Source organism: Mesorhizobium sp. M1334 (assembly GCF_040317995.1).
Classification (GTDB): Bacteria; Pseudomonadota; Alphaproteobacteria; order Rhizobiales; family Rhizobiaceae; genus Mesorhizobium.
Map to the genome: position 1 here is coordinate 170,241 of NZ_JAMYLM010000001.1, position 23,720 is coordinate 193,960.

The window sequence follows — 23,720 nt, forward strand, 5'->3', positions numbered from 1 at the left end:
GACATTTGCGTCACCACCGCGAGCCGGCCCTCGTCATTTCGCGGCCTTGACGAATGACGGGTCGATCATCTGTTCCGGCGTCACGTCCGCCTGCAGCAGCCCGGCGTTCTTGGCGGCCGCCTCTACATCCGCAAATGTCTTGGTGGAGAATTCCCCGGTCAGGGCATCCTTGTTTTCGGCGAGAGTATAGTAACGCACGCCATCAAAGGCGGTGTTGAGGTCTTCGACGCTCGACCCGACCGCCTTGGAGATGATCGCCCGGCCGTCGGGCGTGTCGTCGTTGTAGGCCTTCAGGGCCGCATCCCAGGTCTTGATCATGGCAAGCACCTGGCCAGGACGCGACTTGATCACCTCATCGCGCACCACGAATACGTCACTGATCAGGCCGGGATCTTCGCCCGCGGTGAAGAGCAGCTTGAGGTCCTTGTTCTGCGCTCTTGCCGCGGTGAGATAAGGCTCATAGGTAACTGCGACTGGAACCTGGCCCGCGATCAAGGCGCTGCCGGCATCCGCCGCCGGCATTGGAACCGGCTGGACATCGGCGATGGACATGCCGTTCTTGGCGAGCGCGTATTTGAGCAGGATGTCGCTCGTGGTGCCTTCTTCGAAAGCGACCTGCTTGCCCTTGAGGTCGGCGACGGAAGCGATGTCCTTGCCGGCGATCATGGCGTCTGCCGTCATGCTGACGTCGAGCAGAAGCACGATCTTCACCGGCAGGCCGGCCGCAACCATTCCCATAGCCGTGTGCGTCGCGATGTTGGCGGCATCGAGCTGGCCGCTCGCCAGGGCGGCGTTGATATCCTTGTCCTCCGCGAAGTTCACGATCTGCACGTCGGACAGCCCGCTTGCCTTGAACAGGCCCTTGGCCTCGGCGACGTGCCACTGGCCGTAGCCCAGCCATGGCTCGATGCCGATCTTGAACGTTCCTGCCTCAGGCGTCGCCGGAATTGTCGTGTCGGCCGCGTAGGCCGCCGGGGCAAACCCGACAGCAGCAGCCATAACGAGCGCCCGAAATTGTCCTGCTAGATTACGCATCATCTTGTTCCCCTTGATGATCAGGCCGCTTTTTTGAACCAAACTCCGGCCTGGTGAGAATGCCGGCGTCTGCTCTTGCGGCACCGTGCCTCGGCATCTTAGCTGCCCGTTCAACGAAAGTGCGACGACACTTCAACGTTAGCAATAGCGGATGTCAAGGCTAAATACATACATGCATATACAAGTTAGACCCCTCCTTCCGAGTCTGATTCGCTTCACTGCGATCAAGTTTTTTTGGACGGAGAATACCGGCTGCCAAGCGAATAGCGGCTGCCAACGTAAGTCAGCTTGCTGATCGTGGCAACGATGGCGCCCGTCCATGTCCGGCGATGCAGAAACAGGCAGCAGCTGCCGACATCGATGCCCAGATACCGCGCCGTCTCCGCATCGGCAGGGGTCGCCGAGATGATGTGCTCGACCTCCGTCACCGGGGTTTTCTGCATGAGGTAGTCGTAGGTTGCTGTCTTGGAAAAGTCCTGCTTGTCGTAGTCGGGTATCAGGCCCGGGTTCACGAAGCGCTCTTCCAGTTGCACAGGCAGGTCGTTCTCGAAGTTGACGACGATGGAATGATAGACCGGCGCGCGTTTTGCGAACTCGAAGGAAAGCGCGAGCTCCTTTGTCGGCGTGATCTTTTCGAGCACGATAACCTCGGAGCGATGCCTGTTTCCCCGCGCGACAATTTCCGCCGCGATGTTGTTGATCTCGATCAGTGCTGATTGCGGTCGAGGTGGCGCGATGAATGTGCCGACGCCCTGGAGCCGGATCAGAAAACCCGCAGAGGTCAACTCCCGCAAGGCACGATGGACCGTCATCCGAGACACGCCGAGTGTCGCCACGAATTCATTTTCGGACGGCAGCTTCCGGTCCTTGCTCCATTGGCCCATTCCGATGTTCGTCAGGATGTAGTCCTTGACCTTCTCGTAAAGAGGGCTGGCGGTGTCGGGCAAAGTGATCATTTCAAAATCCTTTCCGGCAACGTTCGGAAATCACACGCGCCCGGAAGACCGCATCCGGATGATTGTTTTCAAACCATCGCCCTGCCCCGCCAACAGCCGCTCATAGGCTGCGGGAACATCATCCAGGCCGATCTCGCGGTCGATCAGTTCGACCATGGGCTCGGTCAATTCGCTGAGCATCCGAATGGCGTCGGGAAGCTCATCGGCAAAGGCGTGGCATCCCAGCAATGCGATTTCGCGTTCAACCAGGATGTTGGGATCGATGTCGAGGCGCCCATGGAATATGCCGACCATCGCAACGGTGCCACCGGCATCGAGAACGCCGAGCAACTGGCTGAGTGCTGCGATGCTGCCGGTCGCTTCGACGGCAGCAATCAGGGGGGCATCCGCGGTGGCGGCGGCAATGGCGTCCCGGTTCAAGTCGACGATGCTGGCGCCGGTCACCCGCGCCACCCGGGCGCATCGGCCAGGGTTGCGATCGGCGACGAGCACGGTACCTGCGAATGTCCGGGAAAGCAGCAGTGCGGCAAGCCCGCCAATAGTCCCGCAGCCGACCACAAGAACGGAGCCGGCCGTTTTCGGCAGACGCCGCACTGCGTGCAACGCTACAGCCAGCGGCTCGGCCATCGCCGCGACCCGTTCGTCAAGCGCGGCATCGACGACGTGCAGCAGGCGTGCAGGCAGGACCGCCTGTTCGGCAAATCCGCCGTCGCATATCTCCCCGACAAAGCCCAACGATGTGCAAAGATGCCGCCTGCCTGCATGGCATTGCGCGCATTCTCCACACCAGAAACGGGAATCGGCGACCACGCGGTCGCCAACAGCGACGATGTCCACGCCCTCGCCGATAGCGATCACCGTGCCTGTCAGCTCATGGCCAGCCGTCGAGGGCGCCCGGCTTATCCATTGGCCCGTGCGAAAGTTGTGAAGATCGGAACCGCAAATGCCTGCGGCATCGACCCTCAGCTTCACCCAGCCTGGCTCGGGAGCGCCTGGCGCGGCGATATCCTCGACGCGCAGGTCGCCGGGTCCATGGAGTCGCGCCGCCCTCATCGTCATCGTTTCCGCTCAGCCGGCGAGATAGCGATCGCGGATCTCCGAAACCGCGTTCTCATGCGAGCTGAACCCTTCGTAGCGGGCGAGCCTGCGGGCATGCAACGCGAGTTCCGGATAGGCCGCCGAGGTCACATAGCCGACCGACGATCTCTTGACGAAATCCGTCACCGAAAGCGGTCCAAAGGTTCGCGCCCACCGGCTGGTCGGCAGCACCGCATTGGGTCCCAGGACGAAGTTAGCGAGGGTCACCGGCGTGTGCGGTCCCATGAGGATCTCGGCGGCTTCTGTGATACGTCCAAGATGCGCGAATGGCTCCGTTGACAGAATCTCGAGGTGCTCCGGGGCATAATCGTTGATGAAACGGTAGCTGTCCTCCAGCGACTCGGTCAGCACGATGCCGCCGCGCTTTCCAGTCAGCACCGCGCGCGAGAACTCCACACGCTGTTCGCTCATTCGGGACCAGTGTTCCGGTATCGCAATCAACGCGGCTTCGGCGACCTTGCGGCTATGCGTCACCAGATAGGCCGACGAATCCGGGCCGTGCTCGGCCTCTATCAACAGGTCAAGAGCGGCCAGGCCGCCGTCGACGCTGTCATCAGCAAAGATGATCGCTTCGGACGGGCCGGCAGGCAGGCCTGTGTTGATGATCGGGGACAACACGCTCTTTGCCGCCACCACCCACGGGCTCCCCGGCCCGACGATCTTGACGGCAGGCTTCACGGTCTCGGTTCCATAGGCGACGGCGGCGACCGCATGGGCGCCGCCGCACTTGTACACGGTCTCCACGCCGGCAATGCGGGCAGCAACCAGCGTCGCGGCGTCGACGGAACCATCCGAAGTCGCAGGCGTCACGATCGCGATATGGGGAACCCCGGCAATCACCGCCGGAACCGAGGTCATCATCGTCACCGAGGGGAAGGCGCCTTTGCCGCGCGGAACATAAAGCGCAACGGAAGCAATCGGTGTGTATCGGTCACCCGCATAGGCGCCCGGCCGAACTTCCTTGAGCCACATCGTTTCCGGGCGCTGCTCCTCGTGGAAATGCCTTATGTTCTCAATTCCGAACCGGATACTCTCCACGACATCCTTGTCGACCTTGTCGAATGCCGCGTCGAACTCCGCTTCCGAAACTTTCAGCCCACCGTCGGCAACATCGGCTTTGTCGAGTTCGCGCGCAAACCGGAGCAAGGCCGCGTCACCTTCATCCTTGACGGCCTGGATGATTGGACGGACCTTTTCGATGAAGGAAGACAGATCTCCTTCTGCGCGTTTCAGTAAACTGGACCGCTGATCGACACTGAGGGATGACAGGCGGTGGAAGCTGACGTCAGACATGGCGGCTCCTTTTCTTAGGACGCAATTACGGTTAGCGCTTGTCGATCACTTCTGGGACACATCTCCAGCCCCTGAAGCCTTCAAATCGATGCGAGAAAGCCTCCATCCACGGGAATGGACTGGCCGGTTATGTAGGCTGCCGCATCCGAAGCGAGGAACACCGCGATTCCGTGCAGGTCCGGGAGATCACCAAAACGGCGCTGCGGAATCTTGGCGAGCATCGATTGCTGCCATGCCTGGTTGCTGTAGAACACGTCTGTCATCGCTGTCCTGAAATAGCCAGGCGCAATGGCGTTGACCCGGATCCCAAGATCGGCCCACTCCGCCGCAAGCGCCCGCGTCATGCCGAGGAGGCCTGATTTCGACGAGCCGTACGGCACCGCCGTGGGAACCCCAACCTCGGAAGTTAACGAACAGAGATTGATAATGACGCCGGGCCGTCCGGCGTCTCTCATCTGCCGCGCAGCGGCCTGGGCGCAGAAGAAGGCGCCTTTGAGATTCGTATCGACAATCCTGTCCCACAAGGCCTCGTCGACATCGAGTGAAGGCCGGATCTCTTCCGTACCTGCATTGTTGACGAGAATATCGAGACCTCCGAGCAGGCTGCCGGCCTCGGCTGTCGCCGCCCGGCACCGGTCGACGTCAGTGACGTCCAGGGCGACGGCGTGCGCGACCCCGCCGGCGGTGCGGATGGCGGCCATCGTCTTCTCGAGCGAGGCCACGCTGCGCGCCGTGACGGCGACGTCGGCGCCGGCCGCGCTGAGCGCCTCGGCGATGCTGCGCCCGATGCCACGGCTTGCGCCGGTTACAAGCGCCTTCCTGCCTGACAGATCGAAGAGAGATGCGTTGCGCATGTCATCCTCCTTGGTAATGTCGCGCTTGGACCGATCGCGTCGAGACTATCCGAATGCAGCTTATCTATACAAGCATGTACATCATGGCTGTAGTGCGCCATGCGAAACTCTGCTTGTCAGAGCGGCAGCGCATTGGCCGACATCGGACCGGTCTACGCGGTTCGCCCCAGCCCATCTGGAGTTCATCGGGAGGGATATATGAAGCGCGCAGTAGACCACGACGCGATGAGCGTGGTTGGCTATACCACCCCCTGGAGTGCCAAAGCAGGCCAGCGGATCAAGCTCAGCCTGTCATGCGATCGGCCGATAAAGGCCACACGAATTTGCCGGCTCGACAAGCCGGCTCCGGAATTTCTCACCTGGGCCATCGAAACAATAGGTGAAGCACGGCATCGGCATTTCGACCAGGGGTCGTTCCTGTTCGTGCGGCCCGGCGAACTGGCCAAAGTACAAGCCCTCCACGGCATACGTTTTGAGCTGTTCCTCACGCGCAACGAAGGTGCGCGCACGATCCTGGAGGCAGGCGCCGTCGGGCTGCGCCTCCGCGACGGCGCATTAGTCGTGGAAATCGGTGACGAAACCCTTGTCGAGAAGAAGGCGCCAACCGGTGTGTGGCTCACTGTCGAGTTGGATCTGCGGCAGGAACAATCGCGTCTGCGCATCAAATCCCATGATCTTCTCGCGCCTTACGAACTCCATGAAGGCTTTGGCAGCCCTGCGTGGAATCTCCAAGGGCACGGCATCCATTTCGGCGCAAGTGCTACCAACCACGAACCTACCCTCAACGCGAAATTTGCTGCGATCCGGTTCGACACGCCACAGGGGACTGTTGCCTGGGATTTCCCGACGCTGTTACCAACGCAACCGATCCTGTCGTCTGGCGGAGCAGATCCGCTGCTCCTAGATGTGATCAATCAGCCAGCCTTCTGCGTGACTTCGGCACGCTCGGACGGATCGAGCTTCGAGCCTCGCTTGGTGCCGTCGCACTACGACGCTATCCATTGCCACGACGACGACATCGGCCCGCTTGAGTGGCCGGCATCGCACCGCGTGACGATCCCTGAAAACGCACACCCAGGCGTCTACGCGTTCCAAGTCGAATGGGAGGGTGGCTACGAACGCGTGGTGTTCTTCGTCACCTCGTCACAGGTCTCGTCGCCGCTGTTGTATCTCGTGCCGACGGCCACCTATCTCGCTTATGCCGACGAATATCTCCCGGATCATCTTTATGAATGGAAAGGCGACGGCCGGGGACATCGCTTCGCGATCGCCAACAATCTGAAATCTCTTTACGACTACCATTCCGACCTTAGTGGTGTTTCCATCTGTTCCTACAAAAAGCCGAAAGTGACGCTCAGGGACGATTACGATTATCCGCTCTGCGGCTGCCCACACAATTTGCCGGTCGATCTGCACTTCCTCCGATTCTGCCACGGAAATGGAATCATGTTTGACGTCCTGACCGATCACGACTTGCACGAATGCGGCATGGACGGTCTGCGTCGACATCAAGCCGTCGTCACCGGCAGTCACCCCGAATATATGTCGATCGAGATGGAGCAGGCGCTGCGGGAGTTTGTGGCCGAAGGCGGCAGCATCGCCTATCTCGGCGGAAACGGCTTCGCTGCCACTGTGGCTTTCAAGGACGACCTGATGGAGCTGCGGCGCTCGCCGCTGGAGGCAGGCCGCACCTGGGATGGCCCGGTCGCCGAACAGGCGCTGTCGATCACCAACGAACCAGGCGGCTATCTCCGCTCCCGCGGCCGAGGCGAATTCTCGCTGATCGGTGGCGCGATCTCACTGATGGGATTCGAAGGCGCGCGCCCCTTCACGCGCACTGAGGAAAGCCGTGAAGCAGGATGCGCATGGCTGTTCGAAGGCGTTGAAAATGCGACCTTCGGCACGGACGGCATCGTGCTGGGCGGTGCCGCGGGCTACGAAGTGGATGCGACAGATCCAGCCCTCGGCACTTCCGCTGACACCGTCGTGATCGCGCGGGCGACGGGATTTCCGGACAGCTTCTTCCAGGATCCGACGCGCTGGTATGAGGGCGGGGATACGCAACGCACCGCCCGCCGCTGCGCCGAAATGACCCTGCGAAAGCTCGCAGCAGGCGGCTTGATCTTTTCGGCAAGCTCGGTTGCCTGGTGCGGCGCGCTGCCAGCCGCAGGCGCCATGAACGATGTCGGCAGGATCACGCTCAATCTGCTTAACCGCCTCGGCACCACGAAAGAAGAACCCGGCCGAGAAAATCAATAACCTTCGGCGAAGGTACTGACCAGCGGACTGCGGGACCTCGAGGAGCGCGGCGTCCCCGATAGCGGGTGGGCATTTAGAGAGTGGTACTGCGCAGTGACTTGGGCCCTCCAAGAGTCTAAGCAGCCAGCATGCTTCTGACAGCACGAAGGAAAAACCGCTGCATACCCCGCTTTCTTGCCGTCTACACCATGAAGCCCGAAGACCTCGCTCGCGTTGGCAGCCTGCCTAAGCCCGAGCAGGATGCGATTGATGCCGTCGGCTTGCAGCAATGGGCGGACTGGGGGAGAGAAATGCCGCGTTTTTCCCCGATCGCGGCGACTTCAACGCCGTCAAAAAATTATGCTATTGGCTTTAAATGCTAAAATCGCCGCAAAAAATTTTGAGGTTTCGCCTACTGTTGGGACCAATCGAGCGGTTTTTGCACCTCGCGACGTTTCGATGGCCCGCTGAGGTCGTCTCAAAAAGTACCGCCACCGCCCCCGCTAAGGCATTAGCCAGAGGCCATAGTGATCGACAAGCAACCGGTGTTGCACATACCCCGCTGCGGGCGGTGTGTTGTGAGCGCTGGCATCCACTCGATTCCTGGCGAAATTCAGGCTAGCTTGGGCGATAGATGGCTCAGTTCTGGTCGGTGAATCATAATCAGACCGCCCGTCAAGAGATTGATGGGCAGCACCTTTGGTCTCCCAAGACCGAGAGCGATGGCGCGCGAAACGAGTTCTGCAACAACATGTGCCGTGCGACGCCCGGCGACCCTGTCCTTTCGTATACCGATCAAGCAATTGACTATATGGGCAGGATCGCGGAATCGCTTTCACCGCTCCGAAACCATCGAGTTCGGAGAGACCGGAGCTTATTGGAATCAAGAGGGATGACTTCTGCCGATCCTTTGGACACCGCTTTCCCCTTCGATTCATCCCAAAACAACAACGGGGAGTCTCGGCCCGCTCCCGCCGAGGCGATATTCGCCACTCCATCCAGTTTCGGACTCAGGCAATCAGAAAGCCCTATCTGACAGGCATTCCACAGAAGTAATGCAAATTCAAAATCGCGGCCTCATGTTTCAAAACCAGGATGGTTTCGAAGCCGGCGGGTCGCTCACGGTCCTCAAAGCGAGAATTCTAAGAGACGTTCAACAATGACCCAGCACGCAGAAAACGCTCGAATTCTCATGTACAGCCACGACACGTTCGGGCTCGGCCACTTGCAGCGCTGCCGAACTATCGCGCATTCGCTGGTCGAGGATTTCCGCGGACTTCAGGTGCTTATCATTTCGGGTGCGACTATCGCTGGCGCCTTCGACTACCGTGCCCGTGTCGACTTCGTGAAGATCCCCAGCGTCATCAAGCTGCGCAACGGCGAATACACCTCGCTGGAAAAGGACATCGATCTGCATGAGACGCTAAGGATGCGCCAGTCGATCATCCGCCACACGGCCGAGACCTTCCGGCCGGATATCTTCATCGTCGACAAGGAACCGCTCGGCCTGCGCGGTGAGATTGAGGACACGCTGTCCTACCTCAAGACGCGGGGCACCACGCTAGTGCTTGGCCTGCGCGAGGTGATGGATGCGCCGCATCTGCTCGAAGCAGAGTGGGCACGCCGGGACGTGATGCGCAAGATAGGCCTGTTCTACGACAAGGTCTGGGCCTATGGCCCGCCGGATTTCTACGATCCGTTGACCGGCTTGGATGTGCCGCCGGCTGTCAGGGCAAAGATGAGGTTCGTCGGTTTCCTGCAACGGAGCCTGCAGCGGAACGAGTTGCCCGGCCATCGGCCCGAGGGCGACTATATCCTCGTTACCACCGGTGGCGGCGGTGACGGCGCCGATCTGATTCACGACGTCATCGATGCCTATCAGCAGGATCCGCAATTGCAGCATAGGGCCCTGATCGTGCTTGGGCCTTACATGCCGGCGCGCAAGCGCAACAAGCTGCTCAAGAAGGGGTCCAAGATCCCCTACATCAGGATCATCGAGTTCGACAACCGCATGGAAGACCTGATTGCCGGCGCCAAGGCGGTAGTGGCGATGGGCGGCTACAACACCTATTGCGAGATACTGTCTTTCGACAAGCCGGCGCTGATCGTGCCGCGCGTCGAGCCCCGCAAAGAACAACTGATCCGCGCACGGCGCGCGGCCGAACTCGGCCTCATCGAGATGTTTTTGCCGGAAGAAGCCGAGGATTCCCGGCGGTTTGCCGATGCACTGAAGGTGCTGCCGGACCGGCCCCGCCCATCGCAGAGCAATCCGCATCTGACGCTGGAAGGGCTGCCTCATATTTCCGAAATCGTCGCCGAACTGCTCGACCGGCGGGCCGGCCATCACCTTTCGGTCATTGAAGGAATGACGTGAGTTGCAACATCGCAAGATCGTCGTGGTTCTGAAGGGTTATCCGCGGCTGTCCGAAACCTTCATCGCGCAGGAACTGCTCGGTCTTGAGCGTGCGGGGTTCGACCTGATACTTGTCGCGCTCAGGCGGCCGACCGACGAAAAACGCCACCCCGTGCATGACGAGATCAAAGCGCCCGTCCATTATCTGCCGGAATATCTGCATGAAGAGCCGCTGCGCGTGTTTCGCTCGCTGTTTGCCTATCTGCTGCGTCCGGGCTTCTGGCGCGCGCTCGGATCGCTGGCTGCCGATATGCCCCGCGACTTTACGCGCAATCGCGCGCGCCGCTTCGGGCAAGCGCTCGTGCTGGCGGCCGAATGGCCGGAAAACGCGGGCTGGCTGCATGCCCATTTCGCGCACACGCCTGCATCGGTGACGCGCTATGCCAGCCAGCTTCGTGGCCTGCCCTGGACCTGCTCGGCCCATGCTAAGGACATCTGGACTTCGGCGGACTGGGATCTGGCCGGCAAGCTTTCCTCGGCGCGCTGGACGGTCACTTGCACGAAAACCGGCTTCGACCGTCTGAAAAAACTCGCTAACGGCAACTCGTCTGTGCATCTGAGCTATCATGGGCTCGACCTTGATCGCTTTGGCAGTTTCGATGAGGCGCGAAAGCAGCATGACGGCTCGGCTCCGGACGAACCGGTTGTCGTTCTGAGTGTCGGGCGCGCCGTTGAAAAGAAAGGTTACGATACCTTGCTGGAGGCCCTTGCCCTGTTGCCCGGCGATTTGGCGTGGCGTTTCGAGCATATCGGCGGCGGCGAAGAACTGGAACGGTTCAAGGCGCTGGCGCAAAAGCTCGGTGTGGATGATCGCGTCTCTTGGAAAGGCGCGCTTGCGCAGGAGGAGGTGCTTGAGCACTACCGCCGCGCCGACATCTTCGCCCTGGCCTGCAGGATCACCGCAAATGGCGACCGCGACGGTCTGCCGAATGTTCTGGTGGAGGCGGCTAGCCAGCGGCTTGCCTGCGTGTCGACCGATATTTCCGGCGTGCCAGAGCTTTTATCGCCGGATGAAACCGGCTTGCTGGTTCCGACGGAAAACCCGATTGCCCTGGCACAGGCGCTGGAGCGCCTGATCCGTGATCCCGGGCTCCGCGGCCGTCTCGGTGACGCCGCAGAGCGGTGCGTGCGCGGCAATTTCGATCATATGGCAAGCATTGGACAGCTCAAGGAACTGTTCGAGCGGGAGTGGCGGGCCGCCGAATGAAGCGGCTGCGCGCTTTCTTCTATGTCCAGCACCTGCTCGGCATCGGCCATCTCGCGCGCGCCAGCCGCATTGCAGCGGCTCTGGTCGATGACGGGTTTGACGTAACCGTCGTGACCGGTGGAGCACCGATCGCCGGGTTTCCGGGACTGGGGGTAAAATCTGTAACCCTGCCACCTGTCACCTCCGGTGATGAAGGATTTTCGGGACTTGTCGACCTGCAAGGCAACCCGATCGACGATGATTTCAAGAAATGGCGTTCAGAGATGCTGCTGCAGGCATTCCGGGATTGCAGGCCTGATATCGTCATTATCGAGGCGTTTCCATTTGGACGCCGGCAGATGCGTTTCGAACTCTTGCCGCTGATCGAGGCCATCGACGCGACGTCGCCCAGACCGCTGCTGGTGACGTCCGTCCGCGATATCCTCCAGGAGCGCGTCAAGCCGGGCCGAAACGAGGAAACGGTCGATCTCATCAACAGGCATTTCGACCTTGTTATGGTCCACGGCGATCCGGCTTTCGCAACCATCGACAAGACATTTCCATTGGCTGGGGCGATCAGGGCCGAGATCACCTACACAGGGCTCGTTGCCGCGCCGCCAGCGCCTGCGGCCTCCGAGCGCTTCGACGTTCTGGTGTCGGTTGGCGGCGGGGCTGCCGGAAAGAGCCTTGTCAGCTCCACCATCGCAGCGGCGCGGGATGCCAACAACGCTTGGAAATGGTGTTTGATCACCGGCCCGAACCTGCCGAAAGACGAGTTTGACGCGATCGCACGCGATGCCACGCCGGGCCTGTCCATCTTCCGGTTCCGCGAGGATTTCGCCAGCCTGCTGACCGGCGCCCGCCTGTCAGTCTCGCAGGCGGGTTACAACACGGTCTGCGATGTACTGCGCGCGGGTTGTCGCTCCCTGCTCGTTCCATTTGCAGCCGGCGGGGAAACCGAACAGACGGTTCGCGCCCTGATGCTCGAAGAACTCGGTCTTGCAACGGTGCTGACGGAAAAGGACCTGACGCCTGAAGGTTTGGCGCAAGCTATCGAACAGGCGCTTGTGGGACGGACGCCATCCGCGCATCGTCTCGATCTGGAAGGCGGGCGTCGCTCGGCGCAAATCCTGCGCGAGCAGTATCGAACATGGTCCCGGGCCCGGTTTCGGAGAAGTTCATGATCAAACAGACGATAGATCCTAACGCGCGTAGCGTCTGTGAGGTTCGTGCGACGCGCTTCAAGTCCTGTTTTTATGCGTGTCGTTGTCCCAAAACCGCTACGCACTTTTGGGCGAAATGCATTAAACAGTTCCAATCAGCATGAAGCGCGTATAATTTTTTGTCGGCAGTTCGCCGGAGAACCGCACCTCCCGTAGCGCCGCCATTGCCTCGAAGGCTGCAAGCGAAGCCACGCAGTTGATGTGCGTCGGCTCGCTGAAATAATCGTTCGATTGCAGCAGTACATTCGTGCCCGGCGGAAGCAGAGCAAGCCAGGCGCGCAGATCGGCTATGTGTTCGCAGCTCGTATTGACCATCAGGTCGGGCCGCCCGGCCGCATAGTCGAGTGCGTACATATCTGCCGTCAGCGCCCGGAACCGGTCGCCGGCTTCCCGGTTGAGGGTCCGGGCGACCGGCGCGACTTCAGGATCGATGTCTATGCTATCGATCGCCGCGATGTCGAAGCGGGCATCGTTGAAAAGCATTGCCGGCAATACGCCGTACCATCCACCCAGAACCCATATGCGCCCGAAGCGGCCGCCGCCGCTTTCGAACAGCCTGTCGAGCGCCCACATCTTGCAGGCGACCTGCTTGTGGTTGAAGGCGTTGGCAATATCGGCCTTCGGATGCTTGGCGACGACGCGCGCCAGCCCTGCCACGAGAGGGCAGTTGACATAAGCAGCAATTCCCCGTGTGAGGTCCAAGGCTTGCTCATGCCAGTCCATGGCATTGCGTGGTTGCGTGACATCCATCATAATTCGTCTTGTATGTTGGGATTCTGGGCGACACAACGCAATCTTGCCTCCCGCAAGACTGTTTGATTCCGCGGACGTGATCATGCTGCAAGCCGCTTGGCTATTGCCCGGTGCCGGAGAGAGCCTATTGCATCTGTCCGGATCATCGGCGTCCATCCGCCAGCACCAGCCGCGCAGCTGCGGCCTCGTGCTGCTCAGCTGTTCGCCAAAGCCCTGCGAAAGCCGCGGACCGTTTGGCCAGCTCGTTGGCGATGAAGAAATTGCCGATACGCCATTCGCCAGCAGGTGCTTTTACATCCTGCACGCTTCCAACTGAAGGGTCCACAGTCGCATATGGAAGCCAGCCTAGCCCGCTATATCTGGACGCACACCAAGAAGCAGCAGCTCTGGATATTGATGATCGTCGTGCTTTCGATGATCCCATATTTCATGTCTTTCGACCTGCCGAAGCTGATCGTCAACGGACCGATCCAAGGTCGCGGCTTCGAGCAACCGGGCGCGACCCAGCCATTCATGAGGCTACACTATAACCTGCCGTTCATTGGAGAGGTCCAGTTCTTCTCCGGTTTTCAGCTCGACCGCGAGGAGACCCTGTTTGCCCTGAGCCTTGTGTTCCTCTTGCTAGTCGTCATCAACGGCCTGTTCAAATTCTACATCAACACCTACAAGGGCCGCCTCGGCGAACGCATGCTGCGGCGTATCCGCTTCGATCTGGTCGACCGTGTGCTGCGGTTTCCGCCGGTTTACTTCAAGCGGGTGAAATCCGCCGAAGTGGCGACCATGGTGAAGGACGAGGTGGAGCCGCTGGGCGGCTTCATCGGCGACGCCTTCCTGCAGCCGGTACTGCTCGGCGGCCAAGCGCTGACGGCCATGCTGTTCATCATGATCCAGAACGTCTGGCTAGGAATGATAGCGGTCGTGATCGTGGCGATCCAGATCGTGCTCATCCCGCGAATGCGGCGGCGGCTGATCGTGCTCGGGCGCCAACGGCAGTTGACGGCGCGCGCGCTTTCGGGCCGGGTTGGCGAAATCGTCGACGGCATCGGCACGGTTCACGTCCACGATACATCAAACTACGAGCGCGCCGACATAGCTGCCCGGCTCGGGCTCATCTTCAAGATCCGCTTCGATCTTTACCAATGGAAATTCATGGTGAAGTTCCTCAACAATTTTCTCGCGCAGCTCACGCCCTTTCTGTTCTACATGATCGGCGGGTATCTGGTCCTCCAGGGACGGCTGGACGTCGGCCAGCTCGTGGCCGTGATCGGCGCCTACAAGGACCTGCCCGGACCGATGAAGGAACTGATCGACTGGGATCAGGATCGGCAGGATGTCCAGGTCAAATATCAACAGGTCGTTGAACAGTTCACCGTCGAAGGTCTCATCGCGCCGAGTATCATGGCATTGACGATCGACGATCCCGATCCGATGACCAAACCGCTGTCGGCGATCAATCTGTCCATAGCAGACGATGGCGGTGCGATGCTCCTCAACCGTATCTCCCTCCAGGTCAAGCCGGGTGAGACGGTGGCACTGGTCAGTACCGCAACAGGTGGAGCGGAGGCGCTTGCAGAAGCCTTCGCGCGGCTGATCTGGCCGGACAGCGGAAAGGTCGCTTCGGGCACCGACGACCTGCTTGAACTCCCGGAAGCAGTAACCGGCCGGCGCATATCGTACGCCTCGTCGGATGTTTTCCTGTTCCAGGCAAGCCTCCGCGACAACCTGCTCTACGGGTTGAAGCATGCGCCGCTGACATCGGTGCCTTATGACGGTGCTGCGGCAGATCAGCACCGCTGGAACATTCACGAGGCGCGCCGGTCGGGCAATCCGGATCTTGATATCCACGGCGACTGGATCAACTATGCTTCCGCTGGCGCTACCGGCCCGCACGACCTCTTTGAAGCAGTGCGCCGGGTGCTCGACGCGGTTGTTCTGTCGCGTGACATTCTGGATCTCGGATTGCGCTCTTCAGCTGACCTCACCCGTCACACGGAGCTTGCCAGGCGGATCGTCGAACTGCGTGCGGCGCTGCGGGCCCGGCTGGAACAAGAGGGGCTGAGCGGACTGGTGGTTCCTTTCGAACCGGGCGCCTACAACAAGGAAGCAACGATCGGCCAAAACCTGCTCTTCGGCGCTGCCGCCGGCCCCGAACTGGCCGACAGGGCGCTGGCGGCCAATCCCTATTTTGCTTCCGTGCTGAGGCAAGCCGGCCTCGACCGCACGCTCTACGAAATGGGCTTGGAGATCGCCAAACAGGCGATAGAGTTGTTTGCCGACCTGCCGCCCGATCACCAGTTCTTCCAGCAGCTCGCCTTCATGAGCGCGGAGGAGATACCCGCCTACGAAACCTTGCTGCAACGGCTCAAGAACCGTCCCTACGAGGCGGTTTCGGAGAACGATCGCGCCATGATCGTCACCTTGAGCTTTGCCTACATCGAGCCCCGGCACCGCTTCGGCCTGCTGAGCGACGAGCTGATGAGCAAGATCGTCGCTGCACGCAACCGGTTCTATGAAGACCTGCCGCCCGAGTTGCACAATGCGATCGAACGGTATGATCCTGCCAAATACATTGCCGCGGCCACGGTCATGGATAATGTCCTGTTCGGGCGTGTGGGCAACAATCATCCCGACGCGCCCGACCGCATACGCTCCATCGTCTATGACATTCTTGACGAGCTCGGGCTTTATGGCGAACTTCTGGATGTCGGCCTGGACTTCAACGTCGGCTCCGGCGGGAGGCGGCTGACCGGTGGACAGCGACAGAAGCTCGATGTTGCCCGGGCCTTGCTCAAGCGTCCCGATTTTCTCATTCTCAACCGGCCGCTGTCGGCGCTCGACCAGCGCATGCAGGATAAGGTGCTGCGAAATGTGCTCGAGGAAGCCAGGCGCGACGGCCATTCGCCGGCAATTGTGTGGGTCGTGACGAATCCGGCAATGGCGATGATGTTCGATCGCGTTGTCGTCTTCGACTCGGGTCAATTGGCGGAAGACGGAACACACGAGACACTCTTGGCGGGGAACGGTATCTTCAAGGAACTGTTGTCATAGAGCAACGGACATTCAGATGGATCATTCTGCCGGTGCACGACATCGGGCTCGCCACCTTTCGCGTGGTTTGCCTCGCCATCCCGGAAAGAGAATTGATTCCATCTTGGCGTCCCTTGCTCTAGTCTGGCAAACGCGAATTTTGGAAGGTTTGCGACAATGCTGCTCAAGGATGAAGTTGGAATGCTGCAACGCGTTCCCTTGTTCTCTGCCATCGAGCCGACAAAGCTCAAGCTGCTTGCGTTCACATCCGATCGTGTGAGCTACAGCGCCGGCCAGATCCTTTTCAGGCAGGGCGACGAGGGAGACGCCGCCTATGTCATCCTTTCAGGCAGGGCGGATATTCTTGTCGATTCCGATAGCGGACCGATAAAAGTTGCCGAACTGGAGCCAAATTCGATCGTTGGCGAGATCGCCATATTGTGCAACAGCTCCCGCACTGCCACCGTCAGAGCGGCAAGTCCGCTGGAAGCCTTGAGAATCCGCAAGGATCATTTCCTGAGGCTTATGAGGGAGTTCCCGGAAATGACCATCGAGATCTTGCGGGTTCTTGCCGATCGCCTAAGCCATACGACCGCGGATCTGATCGACGCACGAAGCGCCAAATAACGAAGGACGTGCGCCCGATCCTCGCCGTCGTGACGGCACTGTCCTCTCGCTGAGAAGATCACCCGGAGAAAGCCTGTCTCGCCTAGCAGCGGTTGTTTGGATATGATGGGCGAAGGGGTAGCATGGACGACAACGTTTTCCTGGTCAGGTTTTGGGGTGTCCGCGGCAGCATTTCGGTATCAGGGCCAGAATTCTCTCGCTATGGCGGCAACTCAATCTGCGTCGAAATGCGATGCGGTAAGCATACGCTTCTGTTCGACGCAGGCTCTGGCCTACGGCCTGCCGGCGCCGCACTTCAGGCGTTGGGCGTGACCGATTTCGACCTGCTTTTCACCCATTGCCATTACGATCACATCATCGGGTTGCCGTCTTTTGCGCCGATCTATGATCGGGGCGCCAAGGTTACGCTTTGGTCCGGGCATCTTGCAGGACACATGACGACCCGGCAGATGGTCGATGAGTTCATGCAGCCGCCGTGGTTTCCGGTGAAACTGGAAGCCTGCAAGGCAAGCCTCGACTATCGCGATTTCGTATCCGGAGACGTGCTTCGCCCGCGCGAAGGGGTGGTGGTCCGAACCGGCAGTCTTATCCATCCGGGCGGCTGCATAGGTTACCGGGTCGAATGGGGCGGCCGCGTCGTGGCGATGATCACAGACACTGAGCACGAGCCGGACAAACTCGATCAGGCGGTGCTCGGCCTGATCGAAGATGCCGACCTCGTCATTTACGATTGCACCTACACCGAGGAGGAAATGGAACGCCGCCGCGGTTACGGGCACTCGACATGGCAACAGGGTGTCAAGCTCTGTGAGGCGGCCGGTGCGCGGAGGCTTGCGCTGTTTCACCACGATCCGACACGGATCGACGAGGAACTGGACGAGATCGAGAAACTGGCCAAAGACAGGTTTACCGGCGCTTTTGCCGCGCGGGATGGCCAGACGCTCAAAGTTCCAGTCTCATTGCGCAAAAAGCGCTGAGCTGTTTTCCTCTATCTCTTTGTTTTGACGCAATTCCGGACGGAAAACCGTTCACACCTTTCCTGGAATTGCTCTACCGGCGCTGCGCCCGATCAATGTCCTGATCGGAAGCCATACGCAGGCTTCAGTCTGTGCGGTGACTGTGAACAGCCGTTCGAGGAAGAGCCAGGCCGATTCATCATGTACGAGATGGTGGGTGAGCAGGCCGACCGGTTCGCCTCCATCGAATGCATGCTGCAACTGCGCGATGATGGCCCGAACCAATAGGCCATGATCGCGGCAGCCGCGCGTGCCATGCCAATCCATGATGTCGACATTGCTGTTGATGACCGCAAGTGAAGCCGGTCTTGGCGGCCCATAGACCGACAATGCCGAAAATCCTATCGATCCAAGGTCGGATACCAAGCCGGCGTCGATCCTGTTCCAGGGTGGCACCAGCATCGGAACGGCACGTGCGCCGTGCAGGCCGGTTATGTGCGACAGCCCGCGAGCCAGATCATCGAGCACCACCTCGCGTGGCCGATGCGCGCCGAGCTCCTGCTTCTTCTGGCCCTCGGGAGCATGATTTCGGTGCGCCCAGCCATGGATGGCGACCGTGGCATGCGGCGCCTCGTCAAGCCGAACGACGAGCTTTTCGTCAGTCAGGGCGGGAATGACGGCCAGAGTCACCGGAACCGCGAATTCACCGGTGAGCTCGAGCAACCGATCAAGCGCAGGCGTCGGATCCACGGCGTCATCGTCGCGCAGCCAGAACTCTGCCTTACGGTCCGCCCATTGCCGGCTCGCCAGTTCCTCCATCAAGGGTTGCCAGATTTGATCGGATGTCATGAGACCGGGATCTTCGCAAGAAGTTCGGCCAGACGCGCCGCCGCAGCACCGAGAGAACGTTCTTCGAGGATGAAACGTCTGGCTTCTGCGGCCATGATGGATCTTTCGTCGTTACGGGCCAGAAGCCTTTCGATGGCAGAAGCGAACGCCGCCACATCGCCCGGCGGGGTGAGAAACCCGGCCTGGCCATCCCGCACGACCTCCGGCACGCCGGCGACGTCCTGAGCCACAACCGGAAGGCCGGCGGCCTGTGCTTCAAGATAGGCAACGCCATAGGCCTCGCCGAAACCCGGCCAGACGTAAATTCCCCCACTGTAGAGGACATCCGGCACTGCGGCTGGCTCAAGCGCGCCAAGCCATTCGATACGCTCGGCGGGCAAGCCGGCGAATTGCGCTTTAATCTCCTCGCGGGCAGGTCCGTCCCCGACGACCGACATGGTCCAGGGCAGATGACCGATCAAACCGAGCGCCTGCGCCAGCATGCGATAGCTTTCGACTTTGTCGCCCGGGCGCATCATGGCGACGGTAACGAGGCGCGTCGGACAAGCCCGTGCCGGTGTTTCCCGGAATAGCGATGTGTCGATGAAGGGCGAAAGCATGCCGAAAGCGGCTTCGGGTATCGCATCTGCCAGTCCCTGACGATCCCTTTGCGTGAAGCAGATGTTCAGCGCCGCCTGTTCGACGGCTCGCGCCACCAACGCTTGCGTATCGGCCCACAAACCGGTGTTGCGCCGCCTCGAATAGGAGGCTTCCGCTGTCACATAGGGAACGCCAAAGGCCAACGCCAGTTCGGGCCCGATCAGGTCGGGCGCCTTGTAATAGGGATGATAGGTGAACCACAGATTGGGCTTGCCGTCACGATCCCAAAGCCCTGCCAGCCGCGCGGCTTCCTCCCGGGCCTCGATCTTGAGCGCATCGAAACTTTTCGAATCCGGTTCGCGTAGATAGAAGCGCAATTCGGATGCCAGTTCGACGCTGTGCCCTCCATGCTCCAGCGCCTTGACCAGCATCCGTGCCATTTGACGGTCGCCGGAGGCAACGGGATGATTGGGCGACTTCAGCGGCGCGTAGAAGGCAATTCGCATCGCCGGACCCTATTATCGGAAAGCCTGCGCAAGTCAATTTCGAAGCATGATCGACTTCACCCTCAAGCACTGGAATGTGCTATCTGATGCTCATGGAAACAGCTGCCGCGTCCGACCCGTTTGTCGCTTCCCTACCGGTCTTCGCCAGGTTCGAAAGCGTTGCCGATATCGATAACTATCGGCCTCTCCCCGATGGCTGGGCGCTTGCTACCGCAGATATCGTCGGCTCGACCAAGGCGATCGAGGCGGGGCGCTATAAAACCGTCAATATGGCCGGTGCCAGCGTCATTTCGGCGCTGCTCAATGCGCTGGGTAGGCAAGATCTTCCCTTTGTCTTCGGCGGCGACGGCGCGCTCGTGGCGTTTCCCGGCTCGGCGCTGGAGATCACCCGCAACGCGCTGGCGGCTGTCCAGAGATGGGTGGCGGACGAGCTGGATCTGAGCTTGCGTGCCGCAATCGTGCCGATAAAGGATATAAGAGCGCAAGGCCTCGACGTTCGCGTGGCGAGGTTCCAGGCCTCCGATGCAGTCTTCTATGCCATGTTCGCCGGAGGTGGCGGCAGTTGGGCGGAAGCCGAGATGAAAGCGGGGCGCTACCGCATCGATCCTGCGCCGGCCGGCGCGCGGCCGGATCTGACCGGCCTCTCCTGCCGCTGGAACCCAATCGAAGCCCGGCATGGCGAAATTGTCTCGATCATAGCCATACCGGGGGCGTCGCGCGACTTGCGCGGTTTTCAGTTTCTGGTTTCCGACATCATCGCCCTTGCCGGCAGGCAGGAACGCGATGGCCACCCGGTGCCAGTGAACGGGCCGGACTACAGTGTGCTGCCCGCCGGCCTCGATATCGAGGCGCGGGCCATGGCGCCGGCAGGACGGCGGTGGCTGTCGAAGCTGTGGATAGTGTTCCTGATGACGCTTACGGCTGTTACGGATAGATATGGCTGGACGATCGGCAGATTCGATCCGAAGATCTACAAACGCGAAGTGGCCAGCAATTCGGATTTCCGGAAGTTCGACGATGGCTTGAAGATGACCATCGACGTTGACGCGGATGTGTTGCAACGGATCGAGAACCGGCTGAAACAGGCGGAAGAGGCGGGCATCTGCAACTATGGCCTGCACCGCCAGAAATCGGCCTTGATGACATGCCTCGTCGCATCGCCGCTGCAGCGCGATCACGTTCATTTCATCGATGGCGCCGCCGGCGGCTATGCGATGGCTGCCGCAAGCCTTAAGGCGAAGGTGCCGGTCTGACGGCTTGCGGACATCGATTTTCCGCAATATGCCTCGGGGCTCTTGTGAGCGGTGAGCCTCACCATGGAAGCGGACGGCCTGTCCGAATTGACGGGAAGCACATTTTTGGACGCCTCACGATCGACATATGACCGTCTTCTGAACCGGATTTCGACGCGTGCCGCGCAAGTCGGCGTGATCGGACTGGGCTATGTCGGGTTGCCGCTGGCGGTTGCGATCGCACGCGCCGGCTTCCCGGTTTCCGGCTTCGACATCGAAGCCCAAAAGGTCGAGAGCCTGAACAACGGCCAATCCTACATCGAGGCGGTGACGTCGACAGCCCTTGCCGGCCAGGTGGCGAGCGGACGGTTCCGCGCCACTGCGGATTTTGCCGAACTGGCCGTCTGCGATGTCATCATCATCTGCGTTCCGACACCACTGACGAAACACCGCGAGCCGGATCTCTCCTTTGTCAGGAACACGGCAGGCATCATCGCGAAGCATCTGCGTCTCGGCCAGCTGATCGTGCTGGAATCGACCACCTATCCCGGCACCACCGACGACGTGATCAAGCCCATCCTGGAAAAAACCGGCTTGCAGTCGAGGAGAGATTTCTTCCTCGGCTTCTCGCCCGAACGCGAGGATCCCGGCAACCGCAGCTTTGAAGTCGCGACGATCCCCAAGGTCGTGGCGGGTGACGGCACTGAAGCGGCGACGCTCGTGCAGGCTTTCTACCATGGCGTGGTCAAGACCGTCGTTCCGGTTTCCACCACGGCGACCGCCGAGGCGGTCAAGCTGACGGAAAACATCTTCCGCTCGGTCAACATAGCCCTCGTCAACGAGTTGAAGGTCGTGCTCGGTGCGATGGGAATCGACATCTGGGAGGTGATCGAGGCGGCAAAGACCAAGCCGTTCGGCTACATGCCTTTCTATCCTGGCCCTGGACTTGGCGGGCACTGCGTTCCGATCGATCCTTTCTACCTGACGTGGAAGGCGCGCGAATACGAACTGCCGACCCGCTTCATCGAGCTGGCGGCAGAGATCAACACGGCCATGCCGCGTCATGTGGTCGATGAACTGGCGAAGGCGCTGGACCGGCGCTGCGGCAAGGCGCTCAGCCGCTCGCGCATTCTCATCATCGGGCTTGCCTATAAGAAGAATGTGCCCGACATCCGCGAAAGCCCCTCATTGCGGCTCATTGAACTCATCGAGGAATGGGGCGGCAAGGCGGAATTCCACGATCCGCATGTTACCGAAATCCCGACCACACGGGAGCATATGGCGATCAAGGGGCGTCGCTCGGTCGAATTGACCGAGGTGGCCCTGAAGGATTTCGACGCTGTCGTCGTTGCAACCGACCACGACGCGATCGACTATCAGGCGATCGCGGATCACGCTCTACTGATAGTCGACACACGCAATATTTTTGGCCGCCTCGGGCTAACCCGAGAGACGGTGGTGAAGGCCTGACGGCGTCCGAGCCGGCGAATTTGTGGCGGATCAAGGAGATTTCGAGATAGCATGAGCACAGCGCAAGCAGAAATTTCTGCCATTCTCATGGATAAGGTTGCCGATTGGCTGACGCAATCGGCGTTGGCGGGCGACGACCTGGAAACATTGGTAAGGGGCTTTTGTGAACGGCTGGCTGCTGCCGGCCTGCCGTTGAAGCGGGTGCATTTGAGCTTTTCGATGCTTCATCCGCTTTATGACGCGCTCGGCTTCACCTGGCTCCGCGGCCAGGGCCTGGAAGTGGAAGGCTTCCGCAAGGAGAACGGCGTTCACTCCGACAGATTCCTAACCAGCCCATACTACCATCTGCTCAGCCACAAGCTCGACCATCTGCGGCGCCGGCTCGACCCGTCGGTGCCGTCGGAATTTCCTGTTTTCGACGACCTCAAGCTGATGGGCGTCACAGATTACATGGCTTTCGTCCATCCCTTCAGCGGCAACACCAGTCAGGGCATGATCGGGTCTTGGTCCACCGACAGTGCCGCAGGCTTCAGCGACAGCATGATTGCGGCGCTGCTGCGCATCCAGAACCATCTCGCTATCGCAACCAAGATGGCGGTGCTCACCAAGCTTGCCGACAACATGATGACCACTTATCTCGGCGGCGACGCCGGCAGGCGCGTGCTCGACGGCCAGATCAAGCGCGGCGAGGGCGATACAATCCGGGCGGCACTGGTCATGGGCGACATGCGCGGGTCGTCAAGACTTGCCGAAACCTCCGGCCGCGAAGTCTATATCGATACGCTGAACCAGTTTTTCGACGCCGCTGCTGCGCCTTTCAACCGCAAGGGCGGGCAGATCATGAGTTTCATAGGGGATGGCTTCATTGCAGTTTACCCTTGCGCAAGGCACCGTTCACAGTCCGAGATCGCCTGCCAGGCCGCTCTTGCAGCAGCGCACAAGGCCACCGCGCGCATGATGGATCTCAATCTGCGCAGAAAGCAGCAAGGATTGAGCGACATAAACTATGGTATCGGCCTGCATGTGGGCAATGTGATGTTCGGCAATGTCGGGCTTACCGACCGGCTCACATTCTCCGTCTTCGGCTCGGCTGTAAACGAGGTCCAGCGCCTCCAGACTCTGACCAAGAAATATCCGCACAGCGTTCTCGCCAGCAAAGACTTCGCCAGCTATTGCGGCGCCAACAACTGGCTGGCGCTCGGTATGGAGGAACTGGCGGGCATCAGGCAGAAGCTAACGGTGCTTTCACCCGATTTGTCGGGTGCTCTCTCGCTCGACGAAGACGGTGCGCTGGAGCCGATTTACGACCGAATATCGGACGCCGAGCAGGTCATGCTGCTTCATCGCAATGCCGCGCGGCCGTCCGCGGGTGACCCGAGGAAGCTCCAGTAACCGCCACGATCTGATCCGAACGCGTGTGGTATG

19 protein-coding genes are annotated in these 23,720 nt (G+C 60.4%); 11 read left to right on the forward strand and 8 right to left on the reverse strand.

The features are described from left to right. Window positions 1-33 precede the first annotated feature (33 nt). The 5 genes from NKH17_RS00910 to NKH17_RS00930 form a co-directional block, all read right to left on the reverse strand. Window positions 34-1,035, reverse strand: a complete 1,002-nt coding sequence (locus NKH17_RS00910) for an ABC transporter substrate-binding protein (RefSeq protein WP_502910574.1) — start codon at window positions 1,033-1,035, stop codon at window positions 34-36. A 224-nt stretch (window positions 1,036-1,259) separates the two neighbouring features. Next, window positions 1,260-1,991, reverse strand: a complete 732-nt coding sequence (hutC, locus tag NKH17_RS00915; protein WP_352801190.1) for a histidine utilization transcriptional repressor HutC — start codon at window positions 1,989-1,991, stop codon at window positions 1,260-1,262. A 30-nt stretch (window positions 1,992-2,021) separates the two neighbouring features. Further along, a complete protein-coding gene (locus NKH17_RS00920) occupies window positions 2,022-3,044 on the reverse strand; it encodes a zinc-dependent alcohol dehydrogenase (RefSeq protein WP_352476067.1) in 1,023 nt (340 codons plus the stop codon). A gap of 15 nt (window positions 3,045-3,059) precedes the next feature. Continuing rightward, window positions 3,060-4,382 carry a histidinol dehydrogenase gene (gene hisD, locus NKH17_RS00925; RefSeq protein WP_352645151.1) on the reverse strand — a complete coding sequence of 441 codons (1,323 nt, stop codon included), beginning with the start codon at window positions 4,380-4,382 and terminating at the stop codon, window positions 3,060-3,062. Window positions 4,383-4,462: 80 nt separating this feature from the next. Beyond that, entirely contained in the window at window positions 4,463-5,236 is a 774-nt protein-coding gene (locus tag NKH17_RS00930; RefSeq protein WP_352897948.1) for an SDR family NAD(P)-dependent oxidoreductase, read from the reverse strand. A gap of 198 nt (window positions 5,237-5,434) precedes the next feature. Between NKH17_RS00930 and NKH17_RS00935 the strand changes: the two genes are divergently transcribed. The 5 genes from NKH17_RS00935 to NKH17_RS00955 all read left to right on the forward strand — a co-directional run bounded on the left by NKH17_RS00935 (window position 5,435) and on the right by NKH17_RS00955 (window position 12,257). Then, on the forward strand, window positions 5,435-7,495 hold the full coding sequence (locus tag NKH17_RS00935) for a N,N-dimethylformamidase beta subunit family domain-containing protein (RefSeq protein ID WP_352897951.1): 2,061 nt from the start codon (window positions 5,435-5,437) through the stop codon (window positions 7,493-7,495). A 128-nt stretch (window positions 7,496-7,623) separates the two neighbouring features. Continuing rightward, window positions 7,624-7,857 carry a hypothetical protein gene (locus NKH17_RS00940; protein ID WP_352476082.1) on the forward strand — a complete coding sequence of 78 codons (234 nt, stop codon included), beginning with the start codon at window positions 7,624-7,626 and terminating at the stop codon, window positions 7,855-7,857. Window positions 7,858-8,633: 776 nt separating this feature from the next. Next, complete coding sequence (locus NKH17_RS00945) at window positions 8,634-9,848, forward strand: glycosyltransferase family protein (RefSeq protein WP_352475773.1); 1,215 nt, start codon at window positions 8,634-8,636, stop codon at window positions 9,846-9,848. Window position 9,849: 1 nt separating this feature from the next. Beyond that, window positions 9,850-11,094 carry a glycosyltransferase gene (locus NKH17_RS00950; RefSeq protein WP_352475774.1) on the forward strand — a complete coding sequence of 415 codons (1,245 nt, stop codon included), beginning with the start codon at window positions 9,850-9,852 and terminating at the stop codon, window positions 11,092-11,094. Beyond that, window positions 11,091-12,257: a glycosyltransferase family protein gene (locus tag NKH17_RS00955; RefSeq protein ID WP_352897954.1), complete on the forward strand. Its 1,167-nt coding sequence runs from the start codon at window positions 11,091-11,093 to the stop codon at window positions 12,255-12,257. The genes NKH17_RS00950 and NKH17_RS00955 overlap by 4 nt, the downstream gene beginning before the upstream one ends. Window positions 12,258-12,377: 120 nt before the next feature. On the opposite strand, the gene NKH17_RS00960 is transcribed toward NKH17_RS00955, so the two are convergent. Next, on the reverse strand, window positions 12,378-13,046 hold the full coding sequence (locus tag NKH17_RS00960) for a class I SAM-dependent methyltransferase (RefSeq protein WP_352476068.1): 669 nt from the start codon (window positions 13,044-13,046) through the stop codon (window positions 12,378-12,380). Window positions 13,047-13,382: 336 nt separating this feature from the next. On the opposite strand from NKH17_RS00960, the gene NKH17_RS00965 reads away from it, so the two are divergent. From NKH17_RS00965 to NKH17_RS00975, 3 genes are all read left to right on the forward strand, one after another. Beyond that, window positions 13,383-16,097: an ABC transporter transmembrane domain-containing protein gene (locus NKH17_RS00965; RefSeq protein WP_352897956.1), complete on the forward strand. Its 2,715-nt coding sequence runs from the start codon at window positions 13,383-13,385 to the stop codon at window positions 16,095-16,097. A 156-nt stretch (window positions 16,098-16,253) separates the two neighbouring features. After that, on the forward strand, window positions 16,254-16,703 hold the full coding sequence (locus tag NKH17_RS00970) for a cyclic nucleotide-binding domain-containing protein (protein ID WP_023675957.1): 450 nt from the start codon (window positions 16,254-16,256) through the stop codon (window positions 16,701-16,703). Between the two features lie 122 nt (window positions 16,704-16,825). After that, complete coding sequence (locus NKH17_RS00975) at window positions 16,826-17,680, forward strand: MBL fold metallo-hydrolase (protein WP_352897958.1); 855 nt, start codon at window positions 16,826-16,828, stop codon at window positions 17,678-17,680. 51 nt (window positions 17,681-17,731) lie between these two features. Here NKH17_RS00975 and NKH17_RS00980 read toward each other — a convergent pair whose 3' ends face one another. Both NKH17_RS00980 and NKH17_RS00985 read right to left on the reverse strand, forming a co-directional pair. Further along, window positions 17,732-18,508 carry a polysaccharide deacetylase family protein gene (locus NKH17_RS00980; RefSeq protein WP_352897959.1) on the reverse strand — a complete coding sequence of 259 codons (777 nt, stop codon included), beginning with the start codon at window positions 18,506-18,508 and terminating at the stop codon, window positions 17,732-17,734. After that, entirely contained in the window at window positions 18,505-19,593 is a 1,089-nt protein-coding gene (locus tag NKH17_RS00985; RefSeq protein WP_352645131.1) for a glycosyltransferase family 4 protein, read from the reverse strand. Before NKH17_RS00985 ends, NKH17_RS00980 begins: the two co-directional genes overlap by 4 nt. Before the next feature lie 92 nt (window positions 19,594-19,685). On the opposite strand from NKH17_RS00985, the gene NKH17_RS00990 reads away from it, so the two are divergent. The 3 genes from NKH17_RS00990 to NKH17_RS01000 all read left to right on the forward strand — a co-directional run bounded on the left by NKH17_RS00990 (window position 19,686) and on the right by NKH17_RS01000 (window position 23,687). Further along, window positions 19,686-20,846 (forward strand): DUF3095 domain-containing protein, encoded by a 1,161-nt coding sequence (locus NKH17_RS00990; protein WP_352898088.1) that lies wholly within the window; start codon window positions 19,686-19,688, stop codon window positions 20,844-20,846. 105 nt (window positions 20,847-20,951) lie between these two features. Further along, window positions 20,952-22,295, forward strand: a complete 1,344-nt coding sequence (locus tag NKH17_RS00995) for a nucleotide sugar dehydrogenase (RefSeq protein ID WP_352645129.1) — start codon at window positions 20,952-20,954, stop codon at window positions 22,293-22,295. Between the two features lie 51 nt (window positions 22,296-22,346). Beyond that, complete coding sequence (locus NKH17_RS01000) at window positions 22,347-23,687, forward strand: adenylate/guanylate cyclase domain-containing protein (RefSeq protein WP_352506847.1); 1,341 nt, start codon at window positions 22,347-22,349, stop codon at window positions 23,685-23,687. The last annotated feature ends 33 nt before the right edge of the window (window positions 23,688-23,720 follow it).